Below are 17,658 nucleotides of genomic sequence, written 5' to 3' on the forward strand. Positions count from 1 at the left end.
TTAAAACAAGGACGTGAATTAGGAATAACAAATCCATTCTATTTTGAGTATTTTGTCGTGCATGAAGGACATGCCCGCAGTAAAAAACACAATAAAAAAAGCGTGAAACAATGCGGAATCTTCATTATTTAACAGATAGTGCTTTAGATACTTTTGAAAGACATAAAGCTAAATTAAAGAACGGCGGTACAGAGGGAAGCTGATTTCTACCCCTTTATTCTTTCCCAATGAGATTGCCTCCCCATTTCAAATATTACGCCAACAAAGATATACGCACTATATCCACTCAGATCTGGATGCTCTCTCCAATCTGACATACAAAAACTAAAAACAGCAGAAGGAAATAATAAACCGCTTTAATTTTTATCTCAAGCATATAGATTTAAACAACGAACCGCGTCATATCACCACACTTTAAAGGACAATATTCCATGAAGCTTATAGGCAATATTCATCACATACTCTTCATCATTCATGCTTTTTGCTGACTTGATAGTTATGGCGGAGTGAACGCACCCGATCCCATCCCGAACTCGGCCGTGAAACACTCCAGCGCTGATAGTACTTTGCCTTAAGGCACGGAAGAGTAAGTCGCCGCCAGATCTGCTAAATGCAAGCAAAAGACTCAATATATAAACCTTACATTACCACACCCCCAAGGAAGCTGTTTTTAAGGCATCACAGGCTGGTCTAAATATTCTCTTAATCGCCTTCCCTAAACTAAAAAATGAAGCTCTCCCTATTAACTCAGTCTGCAAACAATGCTCTGTAAATAATCCGCCTTCTCTTAGTTCTCTTCCAGCCAGCTTCCCACAGCATGCGGTTCACATCACGATACCTTAAAAAACACTGTTTTAAGAACAGCGTTTTACAGTACATCAGGATAATAATTTAAATACCAAAATGCGCTTAAAACAAGTCTACTCACTAAACGCACTATTTACCCAAATCAACTGCCCTACCTAATCATTGTCATTACTTAAAACAGCCCGTATTAATCAGATTTGAATTTATTCCTCTATTTCTTTTGCACGTCCAGATAGCTGTATAGCTCTAGAAAGATCATTAACTGCATTTAAATGTGTTTGAAGTAATTCACTATTACGCTGTAATTTTTCTTGTAAATCAGACAACAAACTTTCAACCTCATGCTCAATATCTTGATTCATATAGCGCTTCACATCACTCATGGATTTATTAAGATCACGCAAACCACGTATTTTACGCAAATTTATTTCTTCGTAATCTGGAACACCACTACTCTCTAGCATATTGCTTTCATAATCAACAACTTGAGCTAATCCTTTAACAGCAGCAACAAATTTTGTCATCGCCCAATCACGATCAATAAGGTTGTTATCAAGAACTTTTGCTTTTGCCACAAAACTATCATCACCATATTGCACTACAGACATTTTTACTTCCCCTTCAACACTATTGTTCAATCTTACTTTCAAATGAGGGAGACTAAACAGGTTCTCTTCAATGCTGATACACTCAACCAAGCTCGTAGTGCAAACATTGCTCAAACAACAGCACGACAATCCTTCAAAGCGTATACCACTTGAACTTTCAACGCGTTCTCTCAAATATTTTTCTTGCTTTGCTCCAAAACCATCATTGCGGCTATACTAATCCATAAAAACGCTATAAACTTAAACCTTACAGCAATATCGAAACTTCCATATTTGCTCTGTCTATTTCGCCTTGCCGATTTTATCACGAGCTCATCTTCAACAGAAAATAACAATGCTTTCACGAGAACTTCAGCCACAAAAACTACCTGCCGACAAAAAACCGCAGCCTATCTTGCAGCATATTAAAGACTTAAGCCCATTAAAAATTTCAGCATTTTACCAATAGCAGCATTTTACCCTCCATAACCTTATGGCTCTCTCTGCACTAAAACTTTACACCTTCTGGCGCCCCATAAGATGGCACCAGACAAGATCAGTTTGCACCCATTCAAAAGGACACCCCCTCTCCCATGCTCTTTCTGCACACATGCAGTATTTCGCATAAAACACAAAAAGAATGCTCTTTTGAACAGATCAGCCACACAGCAATATAAAAAGACATCTTAAAATAGCTAAACAGCCATCAATCTTCCTTTTTTAAATTATCATTCGCTTTTCTTTGCAATGAACAACTATATAAGATTTTTTGAACCTTTTCAAGAGTTTCTTAGCCAATCAGTTCGATACGTCTTCAATCGCATATTCACGCGCTTGTTTTAAAGAAACATCTCTTAAGTGCACCCAAGCCTATTTCGCGCCGCGGCCCATGAATGCATGAATGGTATAATGATAAATCTCCCATGACATGTATAAAATCCATTGAGTATTTTCCATCTTTACGCTTAATAAAAGAAGCAAGCTAGCACCATCATATATTTTGCTACCCCCTTATGTTCTGATACTCTTGACACTTGAGACGGTTCATAAAGCATGGCCTTTCTTGTACAATTTCTCTGCGCATGGGAGCTCCCTGCTTGTAACTGCAAAAGACATTGTTTTGGTTAATTCACCACGAAACAGATTTGGAATGAAAAAATGTCCAGTATTAAGGAATCTAATTCAAGTTGAATAACGATAGATTATCATCTATAAATCAAAATATTATCCAATGCATAATGCTTAACGCTCCCCCCATTGATATTTTCAGAATTTTCACAGCATCTTCTTACAGATTATTTCATTCCATAACACAGTTTGCTCTTAATATCGCGACTTTACATGTGCTACTGGTATAAAAACAGAGAAACAATCATTTTATAATCAAGGTACAATTTTTGTTTACGATCTTTCTCTCGTTTTCAACCTTTTAAATGCAGCTCTTCTCTTTCATAATCATCACATTTCAAATCTATTCCATGTTGAATAAATTAAAATCACTTGCTTGCACATCACAAACAACGCCCTGATGTGTTGATAAAATACGCTGAAAGAAAAAGACTTCTTATGAACCTTAGCAAATGCCAAGAACTATAATAAACATTGGAAGCAAGCGTACGATGATTGTGACTTGCTCTTTCATAAGTATAAAGATGATAGCATTTTATAGATTTTTATATTATTCAAAGTTTATATTATTTCATGAGAGCTTTACTGTTATACTATTCACATTTACCGTTATACCATTTACGAATGTCATCGTAAAATGTCTTTCGTGTGCGTTAAGAGATATTTCTTTAAAACAAGTACATAAATATGCAATACAAATATACTAATATACAACATAAGTATATTTCTTTTGGAGCGTTCTTTACTTTTGTGCAAAACATGCCCCATTAGAGCAGCATTAACCAATCTTGCTATGAGATAAACGATCAGAAAACATTTTTGTCTTCCGCCGCTCACCTTAAAGAACTAAGATCTTAACTCAATCGGCTCTGTACGCAGTCCGAATCTTTGTCAAACGCTCTTCTCTTGACTTTCCCCTCATCTGATTCACTTAAACGAAAGGCTCAACAAATAAACCTACGAATATTCATCGTACACTAAAAAATACTTAAACGTTCCAAGAAAACGTATATGTCTTATATTACCGTTATAAATGACAGTGCTTTATAGCATAACAGGATAAAAAAGTTTCCAGCAACACAAAACTTACAAAATCAATCAATAGTCCTTTTAAAGCTTTCTTTTTTTAGGATTCACAATACTCCAACTCCTTAAGCTTTTATAAAAAAAGAAACAATTTTAAGCTTGCCGAATATGTTGTATCAGCAATATATTACAGATTGTAACATATTGTTATTCATAAAATCACCTCAAAAAGAACAGAAAGAGGTTTTTATGGCTGATCTCGTAAAAGCCGCTATGCTTTATTCAACCTTGATTATCACCATCAATGCTTTTGTTGTTATTTTAGTTCTCGTAATAGAAATATACTAAGCATACTCTCTTGGCTTATTGTAATCTGTGCAAATAAGCATCTTAATTTCACATAAGATCAAAGAAAAATTTTAATTCTACAGATAAACCACACACCCAATTTCAAACATCGCTTGCAACTATTTGAGGTGTAAACTCTGCTTTTTGTATGCATTTTTAACCATCATTGTCCATCTTTTCACGCTATCTTGAATCTCAACTTCATCCCCAGCTTAAAAAACGAAATTTTCTACCAGATCCGATCTGTAAATAATTTGTCTCCTTATTGAGTAAGTTCCTTTTGCTTCCCCCTTCAGGGCATCTCACAATCCTAAAGGATAATATTTCATGAAGCTTATGATAAATCCATTGAACACCATCTTTACCCTTATGAGAGAATAAACCAGCAGCATCACACACTTTTCCAGCCCCAAATGTTGCAATAACCTTTAGCACTTGAGATCGTTTATAAGAGGCATTTTTACTTCTTTCTCCAACAGTTTTTATCTACACGGCTCTCCCCGCTTGTACCATGCAAGAAGATGGTTTTAATTAATTCAACCGAAAACAGATTTGGAATAAGAGAAGCTTACTATATTCGAGATCCTTATTCAGCATAAAATAATTAAATCATTTTTATAAATCAAAGTGTTATTTAGAAAAATATTCATCACACGCTCGAGAACAAAAAACACCTCATACGTAAAGTTTTATATGAGCTCCACCGCTCAACATGATAATATCACGACACAATCAAGATAAAAAAATAACAAGGAAAACCCTTGTAAACTCAGAAAAGAGAGAGGAGAAAAATGAAAAGATGTGGAGAGCGCTCAATTCCTCACACATCCGGCAAAACCGTCCTAGCAAAACTGTCTCACAACTTAACTAATGTTATAATATTCTCAAATCAAAAGAAATTTTTTAAAAATAGTTTGAGAAAAACATTTGAGTATGAAACGATAATAATTCTATTCAGAATGTTTTTCTCTTTATTAAAACAGAGAAAGTAATTTCCAAACAAATGTTTCCTCCTAATTTTTCCGAAATTAGCCGCAACACTTAAAGACGATCTTAGTGTGATGAAACATTTATTTGTGATAAACGCAAAAAAAACACCCCAAAGATAGATTTAATCTCAATATTTTAAATACATGTAACCAAAACATTAAAAAATTAGCAGTAACACATAACAACTCATTGGGAGGCAATACTATCTACAATTGAAAGCACTTTTGGGCTTAACAATGACAGTATAGCATCCGTTTACACAAAGAGTACTGATCGTAAACGACTAATTCTTGAAGCCATAAAAAGATTCTCTAAAAGTTAGAGAGAGCCTAAAAACGTAATAGAATCAAGAACTAAACAATTCCTTATTTATTGAATTGTATGTTTTTAATTAATGCCAAACATCAGTTCCATATATGCTTGTCTGGCATGTTGGCAATTTTTAGATTTCTCCATAGAAGATTGATCCAGCTTTTCACATTTTTTTGCCCACTCTTCGAGTAATGTTTTATCTTTCTTAAATTTAGTTTTTTTCGCAACCAGCAACAACAAGTCCAGTACAAACCAGTAATGCTGTAATAATGACTTTATTCATGATTTAATTCCCTTCCTTTTTCTCTTCAGTTTTTTTCTCGTCATCATGTACAAAGCTTGAACCAGGCCAATCTCGGGCATGAACTTCACGATACGCTTTATCTGCGTTTTTACAATTTTGAGAATCTAAATCCTCTGATATCATGCATTTCATTGCCCATTGCTCGAGTAATTTGGGATCCTTCTTAAATTCCGATACGCTATAAGTTTTTTCACAACCAGTAACAGCAAGTCCCACGCAAAGCAGTAGCGCTGTTATAATGATCTTGTTCATGATTTAACCCCTCTCTTTGTTTTATATTTTATTAACAATATCTTTGGATTCACATCCCCTCCTATATTGTGACCTTGCGTCTAATTTTCCTTTGCAAATACGTACACTTCCAACGCAAACATGTTAAATCATAAGAGCCTCTTTCATTTATCAGACTTGCATTTGTAACATTATCTGCACGGCAGCTCTTTGTATTTGAAGTGTTAAAACTTCAGTAAAAATTCTGATATCTTGACATTCTCAAAAAGCTTTTTAATCATTTCTTTTCCTTCAAGAACCTCTTGGTAACGAGAAACAGTACGAATATCTTACCCAAAATTCGTTATGCCTATACCCATTGCAAATTCCCTGCAAACGAAAGAATACAGCTTTTAGTCAACTAATTGCACTCTTATCATTTCTAAACCACCGGAAAAGAAAGAAAGCTTTAAGTCCCCCTGTATTTTTTAAAAGCCAATAGAAATGCTAAACAAGCAATCTTATACATTCCAATTAAAGAAAAAAGCCTATTGTCTTGCATATCATTACGACTGGCATTAACTATTTAAGACTATAAAATCATATAAATGTAAGAAATATTGTCTATAGTATACTCAATGACTTCTTTTGTTTATTAGGAATAAATTATAGCGCGTCAATATCAGTAAATTTTACTTATTTTTATCCCCCCTTTATAAACATGAATATAATTTAATAAAATGGATTGCTGCATAACAGAAAAAAATAATCAACGCTACTCTTAATTATATTATTTACCTATGTATTAAGTAAAATAAACAAAAATAACCTGATGTTTAAAATCATTATCAAGATAATTTTTATGGAAGAATAAACTTATCTATTCATCTAGAGATATAAGATGACAAGTAGTATGATGATTATCACATTTATAGGGAAAAATTTGAAATGGAGAATTTTTCGCAAACTCATAGCTCTTTCATGAGATGATACAGAACCTTATGAAAAACAACTTAAATGAAGCAACTATCGTGAAAAAAGAAGAGCGCTTTTATTATTAACTTCGTATAAAAACAATCGATATCATATCTAGAAAAAGCACTCAAACCAACGAAATTATCGTATCATTTTTTACACTTTTCCGTATTTTTGTGAAAGCAATTCGCGGACCTCATCAGCTATTTTAGTTCCACGACTTGCACAACTGACCTTAATCAACCGATGCAAACTTTCTGGTATATCAATCGTGAGGCGCTTCATCCCTCCACTCATGCTCCCTTTGTGGCTTCCTACCCATGCATCCGCTGTTAAAGGAATTGATTTATTCGTTGGTTTTGTGCCGATTTTAATTTTTTTATTCATCGCGCTAACTCCTTGATTTCCGCTGCAACCGCTTCAATCTCTGCTGCTGCTGGTCCTTGCTTATCAACTTCATAAACCGCCTTCCCCTGTGCTGCTGCTTCTGCAAAAATCACACGCTGCGCAACGCTAGAAGAAAGAACATGCACGGGGTATATGCCAAGAGCTTCGTTCACATCACGCCCTATCGCTGTATTGACGATTTTACGATTAATGACAAAAGCAGATTTAAGATTTTCTTTATAAACACGTGCTTCGTCAATCAGCTTTACAATTCCATCCGCTGCCCAAATATCATAGGGACTAGGCAAAACAGGTATAAGCACCAAATCCGAAGCCATAAGAGCACTACGAGCAAGATCAGTTACACGCGGAGGACCATCGATAATAATATGATCATAACCATGACCAATCTGTGTAATCTCTTTGTGAACCGTTGCACGCGGTAAACCAATAACCGAAAACAAAGGTGCATCTTCACGCGCAGCAGCCCAATCCAATGCGCTCCCCTGTGGATCAACATCAATAAGCAATACCCGTGCACCGGTACGCGCAAAACTGGCCGCAAGATTAACACTCAATGTCGTTTTTCCGACACCTCCCTTTTGATTCAAAAGTCCAATGATCATTTATTACGCCTTTCAGCATTATCGTTTTTACGATTATACAGAAAGTAATAAAAGAAACAAGCATCCAATACGTGCAAAATAACCATTTTTCCCATTTTTAGGATAAATAACAATAGCCCGCAATTTTTTATAATATTCTTTAACATGAGCAAAACATTATGAAGATGATATTCTTGAAAATAACAAAATAAATTTAAAAGAGGCATGCTCTTCTTCCCCCCCCACCCTAAAACGAAGATTCTTAAATCCATGTCGATCTGTGAACAATGCTATGTAAATGATCCAGTTTCTTATCTCGCGCCTGCCATTTGGGCTTCTCCCTTCATGCAATCCACTTAATGCAACTCTACAAATAAGCTCCACTCTGAATATACAACAAACTATAAGAAGCATTCATTGTTTTGTACGTTGAATGAGAGAGCTGAAATCAGGAAGATTCTCTCATTTCATGCCTCTTATATTAAATTAATCAAAATCATATCTCTTGTACATACAAGCGGGGCTAGCGTGTGAGTAAAAACTGTACAAGAAAGGATTAAAATGCTTCTTATGCAGAATCTCAAGTACCAAGAACTATTACAATATTGGGGGTTGGAAAATATAATAATGGTGCCGACTTCCTGCTTCATAAGTGTAAAAAGGGTGGTGATCCATGAATTTTATACTCTTTGACTCTCGACAGAGTAAAATGGGCTTAAGAAAAGTAAGGATACCTCTAGCAAGCGCGTAAACAAACAACACAATGAAATGTCTATGCTGAGTAAACACTATAGATTATCCATAAAGACCAAACATCCATCTTTTATAAGATCGCATAACGAACATGTTGCGGAATGAGATATTTTGCATCTTACAGCTCATTTTTCCCAAATAGATCTTCTCGACAAAAAGAATATTTTTGTTAAGATGCCACTGAAAAACTTACCTTCATTATGTTCTTTCTATATACTAGACCAGAGGGCATCGTGAAGATCGTGCAATTGGGAATAAATAAAAATGAATTTACAACAAATTGAACCTGATATTTTTATCAGCGCCCAAATTAGCATAGAAAATATCAAAACATTGGCACAAGCTGGTTTTAAAACAATTATCTGTAACCGCCCCGATCACGAAGAGCTCCATCAACCTGACTTTTCTAGCATTAAAACGGTCGCAAATGAATATGGCATAAAAGCCTATCACATTCCCATTTCTCCTCCAACTATAGAAAAGTCAGCTGTTGAAGCCATGCAAACAATTTTAAAAACAGCCTCTCTGCCTCTTCTTGCCTATTGTCATCACGGAGCACGCTCGCTGCATCTTTATCGTTTAGCGCGTCTTTAAACAGAGGGTTCACACACTTCCTCCGCACCTTAAAAGACGAAGATTCTTAAATACACATCGATTTGTAAAAAACAATCTGTCAATAATCTTTGTCTTGCACCTTTCCCTTGGCTTGCCACTTCATAAAACTCTACAAACAAGCTTTGCTCCTCAATATACAACGAGCATACACACCCGAAGCCATAAAAATGCGTGAAAATTCATATGATGATCAAGAAAATTTATTTTTACCCCACCTTTTATCACTGCTCCACTTTCTTTTTCTCTTCCTTTACCAATACGAGCTCATTCGTACGCCACAGACACCTAAAACGACAGTAAAACCACTAAGAAAACCCCATATTCCGAATAAAAGGCATGCAGAGTATTTTATAAAAAAAGCCGTAAGCCATAATCTATGGTTAACTACAACATATTGATTTATAACAATTAATTGTTTTGCACGTTGAGTGAGAAATCCTAATGCCGTAAGATTCTCTCAAGTCTATTTATAGTGAAGCAATCAAAAGCGTGTTTCTTGCATGTCACAAGCAGGAAGTATTCGTGTGAAATAAAACGAGTTAAGAACAAACTCTCATAAACGCTCTCAAATAGCCAAGACTGTACAACACTGAAGGCTTGTCAATATAACTGGTGGTGTCGGATTGCTCTTTTATTAGGCATAAAGATGATAGCGCTCAACGGAGCTTTCAAGATACCATTCATGAGAGCCATCATGAAAATGAATATGAGAAGCGTTGAGAGATATTTCTTTAAAAGAAGTGCATAAATTAGCAAAACAAGGATATTCCAGCATTTTATTTTACCTGTGGGACCTGATATCCTATTCAAAGAACAACAAAAGCCTGAAACTGTTATTTTCATGATTTAAGAGATATTGCTCTGGACGCTTTTGAAAGTAGCAAAGCCGAATTTAAAAAAGACTGTCATCTGGACTGATTTTCCCCTTTATAACTTCATATTTTTCCCCAATAAGGCTGTAAACCGGTTTCAGAGATTATCCAAATGAATATAGCAATAGACTCTCCCCATCTGGTATACAAAAGCTGTAACAGTAGAGAGAGGACTAAAGCGCCTTAATCTTTATCTCAAACATACTGCTCGCATTGAGGAACACTAAAGAAAAAGTTTTATGAGAAAAACAACACCATAAAGTCATGAATAGGCCGAACATAGATTGGAAAGATGTTCTAACTTTTATCCAATACTTCTATCAAAAAACAACAAAACATTATTGGCTTTGTGTTTTCATATCCTTACAAGACTGCCTTTTCTTTGCATTATAGGCTTTACATTTGTGAAAGACAAAGGAAATATATGGATAGTTTTTAACTTGAAAATCTGAAAGATTGACGTGTTACGACAACAAAATTGTGCCTTTATCCATCAAAAGCATTAGAAATTTTGAAACAATACACCTGCTTTCTCGCAATGATTTCTTTTATCTACAATCAATCGCAGTCTCCTTAATATGCATTCCCCATCACAATATACAAGAGAAACGAAACTTAAAGCATTTTCCAGCAGCTTCATTCTCGTTTACGTGATTGGTTAGCACGAAAACTGCTGCTAACCACTGATCTTCTTCACAAGACTCGACAAACAAAACTTTTTTAAAAATATTCATTACATAATACAAAATATCACATGCGTAAGGTTACACGAACCAACTCTCATCATAAACGATGATACGGCATAAATGACATAATAAGCCAAATTAGAAAAAAGAAACAATAACCTTTTAAAATAAAAAAAGTCATCAATTAAATTTTATCAAACTATAAGCTTAAAATCGCAAGAAATTTTAAAAACAGCCTTTCTCCTTCTTCACGTCTATTATTGCTAAATAGGCTGGTTGCTTATTCTTTACTGCATCTTTTATGACGAGTTTTAACGGATCAGAAAGAAACAAGCAGTAAAGTTTTGAATGACAACAAAAACCATAAAGTTAACTTTGAAAAAAATGATGCCAAAATCAGATCTTCAGATATTCGATTCTCCCTCTCAACAACGGAAAAAACATATATTCCACGATGTTTTGGAATATATCTTTGTGATTATAATCACTTTAAGTGCTATTTTTACAGCTCTTCTCTCTTTTTCAGATCAGTTTAGGACATATTTTTAAAAGTAAGCAGCCTATCCAACGTTGATAATGGTTGTACTGTCTTTAAAACTTCTTTTGCTTTTTTTTCATCACGATGCATTTGCGCAATCAAAGGTTCAAGCCCATCAAATTTTTCTTGTCCTCGCAAAAACTGGAAAAAAGAAACGATACAGCTTTCCCCATAAAGGTCGTCGTTAAAGTCAAACAAATAGGTTTCCAAAAGGGGCGCCCCATCCTTAACAACCGTTGGACGACAACCAAAGCTTGCAACACCATCATACAAAACACCGTTCGCACGACGCAAACGTACCGCATAAACACCATGAGCCAAACGAACTTGGGGAGGCAACATTTGATTAGCGGTAGGAAATCCCAAAAGACGTCCAAGTTTTTCACCTTGAATAATATTGGAGCGTATCCGATAGTGATACCCTAACAAATGGGCTGCTTTGTCCACTTCCCCTTGTGAGAGAAGTTGCCGAATAAAACTCGAGGAAATGATCAAAGATTGTGACTCTTGAGGACGAGCAACGCAAGGAACTTGCACAACCTCAAATCCATATTTCTCTCCCCTTTGGCAAAGAAGATGTACATTTCCACTTTTCTGATGACCAAATTGAAAATTTTCGCCTGTCACCACAACTGAAACATCAAAAACTTCCTTTAAAAACGACTTAATAAATTCGTCCGCTGAAAGAGCGGCAAACTGTGCATCAAAGGGCTGTTCAATCACGCCGTCAAAACCAAGGGTTTTAAAAATTTCAGCTTTTTCAGCTGCCTCTGTCAAACGATAGACAGGAGCTGAATGTTGAAAAAAACTTCTTGGATGGGGTTCAAACGTTAAAACAACAGATGGTTTCTTTTTTATACGCGCGAAATCAAGTGCTTTTTGCAACACCACCTGATGCCCACAATGAACACCATCAAAATTTCCAAGTGCCAACACTGCTCCCCGCCAAGCCGAGGGAAACATATGAATTCCCTGAAGACGCAAAAAATTAGTCATTACTGAAGTGCCCACATGATTGCTTGTGGTTTATAACCATGATGTTCAAGAAAAGAATGCAAAGCTTGCTTATCAACCACACCCTTTTGCGTATAATCATAATGATGAATCCCCCCCATAATATAAAGGGCATCAAGACCAAAGTGAGCCGCCCCCTTAATATCCGTTAAAAGACCATCACCAATAGCTAAAACTTTACTTTTTTCTACTGTTCCCCGTATTTTTTGAAGTTTTTCAAAGGCACATTCATAAATAGGCGCGTGAGGTTTTCCAGCAATGCGCACTTCCCCCCCTAATTGTTGATAAAGACGAGCCAATGCACCAGCGCACCAAAATTCTTTATTTCCATAATGGACAATCACATCTGGGTTCGCACAAATAAAAGGTAAATTCCGCGACCGCATGCGACGAAACATCTCCTCATAAGCAGAGGGTTCTTCGTCAAAATCTTCAAGAAAACCGCTACAGACGACAACAGAAGCCTCCCATTCTTCAACAAATTCACACTCTAACCCTTCAAACAGCACCAAATCACGTTGTGAACCAATGAAAAAAACTTTACGTGGAGCAGTCTGAATAAGATCGCGCGTTACATCCCCTGAAGTGATAATGGCATCATAATAGTCGCTATGAACATTCATGCTTTGTAATTGAGCAGCAACATCTTCCCGTAGCCGAGGAGAATTGGTTAATAAAATGACAGTTTTTCCCATTTGTCGGATTTTATACAACGCCTTCAACGCTGGTTCAAATGCATGTACACCGTTATGCACAACACCCCACACATCACAAAAAACAGCATCATAATGCGCTATAATAGTCTCAATATGGGTAAGTTCATTCATGGAGCACCTATCTCTATTTGTCATTTAAAGCTGTCTTTTACTTCAAAACTACTTACCGAAAGATAATACTTGTGTCATCTGCTTTCTCAAACCATATCCCAACTTTTTATCGTCTATAGAGATCATAAGAAATGATAAAATAACTAAGTTATCATTAAGTTGTGCAAAATTCTAAAATGCTTGATAGCAAAAGCTTATCATTCCCCAATGCTCATTTTTCTCATAAAAATTTTAATTCTAACAACAACGACGTTGATAGAGTTTTTTATCTAAAATACTCAAATTCTTCACTGAGAAAATAAACGTATCCCCCTCTTAAAAACATGCATCATGAGAAAGCCCAATATATTTTCTCATTTCAAATTTGTTTATATTGAATCAATCAAAACCTTTTCGCTTACACATTATAAGCAGAGAGCGTACAGATAAAAACACGTGAAGAAAGAAAAAATAGCTCTTATGCTCCCTTTCAAGGCAAAAACTGTCGTAATATTTTGAACTGGCAGAGAGTATGTGCCGTCCGAGCATCTTTTTTTCAGTAAAGATAGCAATATAGCTTTTATCCCATTCATAGAGGCTTTTACGCTACATACTTTACGAAGCACCATTGTAAAATAGGCGCTAACATTGAGAAATATCTTCTAAAACAAACATGTGAACATACAACAATAAGATCTATAATGTTTTGAGTTTATTTTGCATGAGGGCTCTTTACTCATAAAAGCTTTCCCCTATCATCATGATATCTCAGACGCATCAAAACAAGTCATTTTGATTATTGGTTAAGGACAGCACCGTAAGCGGTGCCTTGAGCTTAAAAACCAAGCTTTACCTTCGTAAAATGCATATCTGATGTCATGAGTTGAGTAAGCAAACCTTAAAACTTTGAAAGGCAAACAACCTCCTATTTAAAAAAATCTATCCGTCTCAAGAAAAACTATTTTTATTGCCAATCTCCTAAAATTACTTTATGAATCGAAAAATGTTTTGATCGCATACGCAACGATCAAAAGGGGTCTTGAAAACCCGAAACCCTAGCGTAAAAATAAACCCACTATGTGGGTATCCCGGAATTCCGGGAGATTTTGCTATGTCCAGGTGCTCCAAGCACTAAAAGCAAAATGCTGACTAGGGTTCAGTGTTTTCAAGCTCCCGGAATACCAATGCGAGGGCGCTCGCACCTGGAGGGGGAAAATGCAAGCTCAAAATCTTAATATTGATCTTTTTGTAGGCAAAAAAATTCGCTTTAGGCGAAAAGTGCTAAAAATGTCTCAAAAAACATTAGGGCATCATTTAGGTGTCACTTTCCAACAAATCCAGAAATATGAAAAAGGCTTAAATCGCGTGAGCGCAGGGCGTTTAAAGGAAATTTCCGATATTTTGAATGTTCCACTTGCCTTTTTTTACACTGATATCATCAAAAAAGACAACACCCCGTACCATTATGATGAAATCGCCTCGAGCAAAGAGGAATATTTGCTTTTAAAAAGTTTTAGAGTCCTCACATCTGTCAAGCAGAAAGCGATTTTAAACTTAATTTGTGATTAAAATTAAAACGCTTTAAAAGCATAGCTATAAAGTGCTACACACCCTATTCTTGTCTTTCTCCCCACACCCCAAAAGGATGCCCCCCTCCTCAAACCGGTTGATAAACGATCCGCCTTCTCAAAAATAGCTCCTTCTCAGATTCCCATTTCATATGGTTCCTTTCACAAAATTATATAAACAAGCCCTCCCTTGAATATTCATCACACTCTCTTATCAAAACACCCCATGTATAAAGTTTTATGTCTTATATCACCACACCCGCAAACAATAGCGTTTTACAGCACAACAGAATAAGTATTTATCCGTATTTAAAGAGCGGCCCCCCTTTTCTCTATGGACGCTCTATTTATTTTAAATGATGTACATTTAATATACCTGCTATTAAAGACTTAGTATCTGTTATAAAGTCTTAAAGGCATATTTTTCCTCTAAAATCTCAATGCTACACCAACTCTATCATAAGGCAAACATTGATTTATAATGATAATTCACTGTTTTGTATGTTGATTGAGAGGCTCGAATAACGTAAGATTCTCTCATTTCAAACCTGCTTATCTTGGATCAATCAAAATCATTCCCTTGCACGTCAAAAGCGGGATGAATGTGTGGATCAAATTTGTATAAGAAAGGATTAAAAAATGGCTCTTATGAACCGTCTTAATGCAAGATCTGTCGCAACATTGGGGGCTGGCAAATATAATGATGGCGCCGGCTTGCTTCTTCATAAGCGTAAAGATGGGGGGCTCAATGGATTTACCCTTATACCCTTTACGAACAGCGTCGCAAAATAGGCTTGGATACCTTGAGAGATATTTCTATAAGACAATGCTATCCAATTCTCTCATGATTATAATCCTCAATCTGATAAAGTTGAAACAAACAATAGGATTGCGAATATGATTTGGGGAGCTCATCTAAAAGATGAAAAATGATAAAAAATTCCGCTATAACAATTGAAGAAGCGAGCATTCGTTGAGCCGTAACTTCTTTATTTTAGAATTTTTATATCACACTTTACTGTTGAGTAATATATATTTATTAAAATACATGACCACGGTCTAGAGCATCAAGCTTTGGCGAGAAAAACATTTCAGTATCTGCTTGTAAGACATTTTGACAATTTTTAGATTCCTTAACAAATTGTCCTGAAAGAAAACACTTCGTTCCCCATTCTTCTCTTAATTTTGCATCTTTTTTTCAATCTTCTACGCTATAGTTTTTTTTCACACCCCAAGACGAATAATAGAGCCATGCATAATAAAATAATTTTTTTTCATTTTATCCCTCTTTAAATACCTTATCTGTTAATATTATCCCCCCAAATGAGGGTTGAATTTTCACACTGTATGAGAATACAACCTCACTATCCACTTGCTTGCTTTCAAAGTGAACACTCTGAGTAAAGTAACGCAAGAAGAGCTCACAATAGCCATCGTATGAGTTTGTCATAAAATACAATAAGAAGGGAAAGAGCCCAAACTGAATACAAATGATGAAATCAGAAGGCGCATTAATGCTTTTGTTCAACTGATTTCAAATAGTTACATTGCAATAGGCATCGCCCCTAGCCCTATAGAAAGCCTATGAGCATTATAAGACTTAAGTCTCACGATCATTAAACCACAAAGCCATAACAAAAAAGTATGAGCTCTTTTTACCTATTTATATGTTGATTATTGTTCCCCATCGAAGGCCTAAATAGAAACGTTTTGTGATATATAGAAAACAATCAGCAATGCAAATCATTTTTACGAAGATTTCTTCGTGTAGAGTCTATTTGAAATCCATCCATCATTTGGAAGTCTGAATTTAAAAGCAGATAATTATGAAAGCTTTTCAAGGAAGGCAACAGATTGATCACTTTTAAAGAAGTAAAAAACGTGATCCAATCCTGAAGACAAAATTCTGATGAAAAAACTTTTGCTATGAATTCTTTTAAGGCATTGTGAAAGATTCTATCCATTATATTAAACGTTACACCATTTTTGGGGCTGTTCATTTTTTACTTTTATCAACACCGCTCTAGAAATCCGTTTCTTGAGCGTTTTTTATCGCCTCACTTTCTCCTTCAAACACAAATACTCAAAAATGCTTTGCCACCAACAATGACATTTTCCCGCTTTTATAAAACACATAAGTAAAAATAGAGAAGCGATTTTGAAAGCAACCCTCCCTTGAAAAGGGAAGTACCATCCATTTACTTCATAAACGAAAATAATCTCACCGTTTATTCAAATTTGCTCTACGATTTGGTACAATTTTATTGATAAAGTTTTCTCTATAAAAATTTAAGTAAATATGTTCATTAAAACCAATCATGGACTAGCAAAGGGATTATAGGATCCATTATCTCGCTGCCATTTTAAAGGTTCAGTGAAATCACTCGACCAAAGACCAATCTTGTTGCCACGTGCTTTTTCTTCCGCATGATGATACTGGGCTGGAATAGGATTTTTCCCCTCTTTTGAGAGTACCAACATACCTTCTGTAAGACCTGCCTCAGCTAAATCAACCCCTTGAACAAAACATTGCGCATAATAAACACCATTGTGCATCAAAGCCTGTTTACAGGATAAATCCTGCCCAAGTGTTTTGGTGACAAGCCAAGCCGTTGTAACCGCACCACAGGGCCATTCTTGATCATTTAATCTTGCTTTTTGACGGGGTGCACATGTGTCCACACCATAAAGATGAATATCACGGGAGATATGTGAGCGCCAAGATTGTGCAGCAGGCGTCAGTAATTTAAATGTAACCCCACTTGTAACAGAAGCCTTACCATGAAAAACAACAGCATTATTTGCAACATCATTTAATGAAACACTCTTCTGCAAATCGAGAGCTGGTTCATTTTTTTCTAATTGCTGTTTGGTGATAGATCTACCCAACTTTTTTTCTTCTCGATAGAGATCGACAATATCTTGGATATCTTGCGTCTCAAATGTTTTAAGAATGCTGAAATCCATTTTATCTTTATATTGGCTTAATCCCCACACTGTCGCCCCCATAATGTAAATAATAACAATCAATTTAAATAGCATCTCTTAACACGCTCGCTCAAAAAATTCGTTTTTTTCCTATCATGTCAGATTATTGATCAGCAATCCCCTTGTTTTTAAAGAAAAA

At 35.7% G+C, this 17,658-nt stretch carries 12 protein-coding genes, 1 rRNA gene and 1 pseudogene; 4 read left to right on the forward strand and 10 right to left on the reverse strand.

Features of this window, described 5'->3' with window-relative positions:
* The first annotated feature begins 488 nt into the window (after nt 1-488).
* A 5S ribosomal RNA gene (rrf, locus tag ACFIK2_RS01390) occupies nt 489-603 on the forward strand.
* A gap of 407 nt (nt 604-1,010) precedes the next feature.
* On the opposite strand, the gene ACFIK2_RS01395 is transcribed toward rrf, so the two are convergent.
* From ACFIK2_RS01395 to parA, 7 genes are all read right to left on the reverse strand, one after another.
* Complete coding sequence (locus tag ACFIK2_RS01395) at nt 1,011-1,415, reverse strand: flagellar protein FlgN (RefSeq protein ID WP_375676821.1); 405 nt, start codon at nt 1,413-1,415, stop codon at nt 1,011-1,013.
* A 170-nt stretch (nt 1,416-1,585) separates the two neighbouring features.
* On the reverse strand, nt 1,586-1,774 hold the full coding sequence (locus tag ACFIK2_RS01400; RefSeq protein WP_375632889.1) for a hypothetical protein: 189 nt from the start codon (nt 1,772-1,774) through the stop codon (nt 1,586-1,588).
* A gap of 2,323 nt (nt 1,775-4,097) precedes the next feature.
* A complete protein-coding gene (locus ACFIK2_RS01405) occupies nt 4,098-4,331 on the reverse strand; it encodes a hypothetical protein (RefSeq protein WP_375632887.1) in 234 nt (77 codons plus the stop codon).
* Between the two features lie 942 nt (nt 4,332-5,273).
* Nucleotides 5,274-5,438 (reverse strand): hypothetical protein, encoded by a 165-nt coding sequence (locus tag ACFIK2_RS01410; protein WP_375634767.1) that lies wholly within the window; start codon nt 5,436-5,438, stop codon nt 5,274-5,276.
* 46 nt (nt 5,439-5,484) lie between these two features.
* Nucleotides 5,485-5,754, reverse strand: a complete 270-nt coding sequence (locus tag ACFIK2_RS01415) for an EexN family lipoprotein (protein WP_375676822.1) — start codon at nt 5,752-5,754, stop codon at nt 5,485-5,487.
* Between the two features lie 1,089 nt (nt 5,755-6,843).
* Complete coding sequence (locus tag ACFIK2_RS01420) at nt 6,844-7,074, reverse strand: plasmid partition protein ParG (RefSeq protein ID WP_273790969.1); 231 nt, start codon at nt 7,072-7,074, stop codon at nt 6,844-6,846.
* Entirely contained in the window at nt 7,071-7,700 is a 630-nt protein-coding gene (parA, locus tag ACFIK2_RS01425) for a ParA family partition ATPase (protein ID WP_273790968.1), read from the reverse strand. Before parA ends, ACFIK2_RS01420 begins: the two co-directional genes overlap by 4 nt.
* 996 nt (nt 7,701-8,696) lie before the next feature.
* Here parA and ACFIK2_RS01430 point away from each other — a divergent pair.
* Nucleotides 8,697-9,026 carry a TIGR01244 family sulfur transferase gene (locus ACFIK2_RS01430; RefSeq protein WP_375632881.1) on the forward strand — a complete coding sequence of 110 codons (330 nt, stop codon included), beginning with the start codon at nt 8,697-8,699 and terminating at the stop codon, nt 9,024-9,026.
* A gap of 2,111 nt (nt 9,027-11,137) precedes the next feature.
* Here the strand turns inward: ACFIK2_RS01430 and ACFIK2_RS01435 are convergent.
* Entirely contained in the window at nt 11,138-12,139 is a 1,002-nt protein-coding gene (locus ACFIK2_RS01435; RefSeq protein ID WP_375610591.1) for a bifunctional riboflavin kinase/FAD synthetase, read from the reverse strand.
* Nucleotides 12,139-12,984 carry a TIGR01459 family HAD-type hydrolase gene (locus ACFIK2_RS01440; protein ID WP_375632877.1) on the reverse strand — a complete coding sequence of 282 codons (846 nt, stop codon included), beginning with the start codon at nt 12,982-12,984 and terminating at the stop codon, nt 12,139-12,141. The genes ACFIK2_RS01435 and ACFIK2_RS01440 overlap by 1 nt, the downstream gene beginning before the upstream one ends.
* A 1,194-nt stretch (nt 12,985-14,178) precedes the next feature.
* Between ACFIK2_RS01440 and ACFIK2_RS01445 the strand changes: the two genes are divergently transcribed.
* Together ACFIK2_RS01445 and ACFIK2_RS01450 are read left to right on the forward strand one after the other, a co-directional pair.
* Complete coding sequence (locus ACFIK2_RS01445) at nt 14,179-14,532, forward strand: helix-turn-helix domain-containing protein (RefSeq protein ID WP_375636854.1); 354 nt, start codon at nt 14,179-14,181, stop codon at nt 14,530-14,532.
* Nucleotides 14,533-15,170: 638 nt separating this feature from the next.
* Nucleotides 15,171-15,358 (forward strand): annotated as a pseudogene (locus tag ACFIK2_RS01450) (integrase); the annotation flags it as partial.
* Nucleotides 15,359-16,847: 1,489 nt separating this feature from the next.
* On the opposite strand, the gene ACFIK2_RS01455 reads toward ACFIK2_RS01450, so the two are convergent.
* The gene (locus ACFIK2_RS01455; protein ID WP_375676823.1) at nt 16,848-17,573 is read right to left on the reverse strand and encodes a hypothetical protein; all 726 of its coding nucleotides are present in this window, start codon (nt 17,571-17,573) and stop codon (nt 16,848-16,850) included.
* Nucleotides 17,574-17,658 lie beyond the last annotated feature (85 nt).

This window comes from Bartonella sp. AP88XZML, assembly GCF_042195565.1.
Taxonomy (GTDB): Bacteria; Pseudomonadota; Alphaproteobacteria; order Rhizobiales; family Rhizobiaceae; genus Bartonella.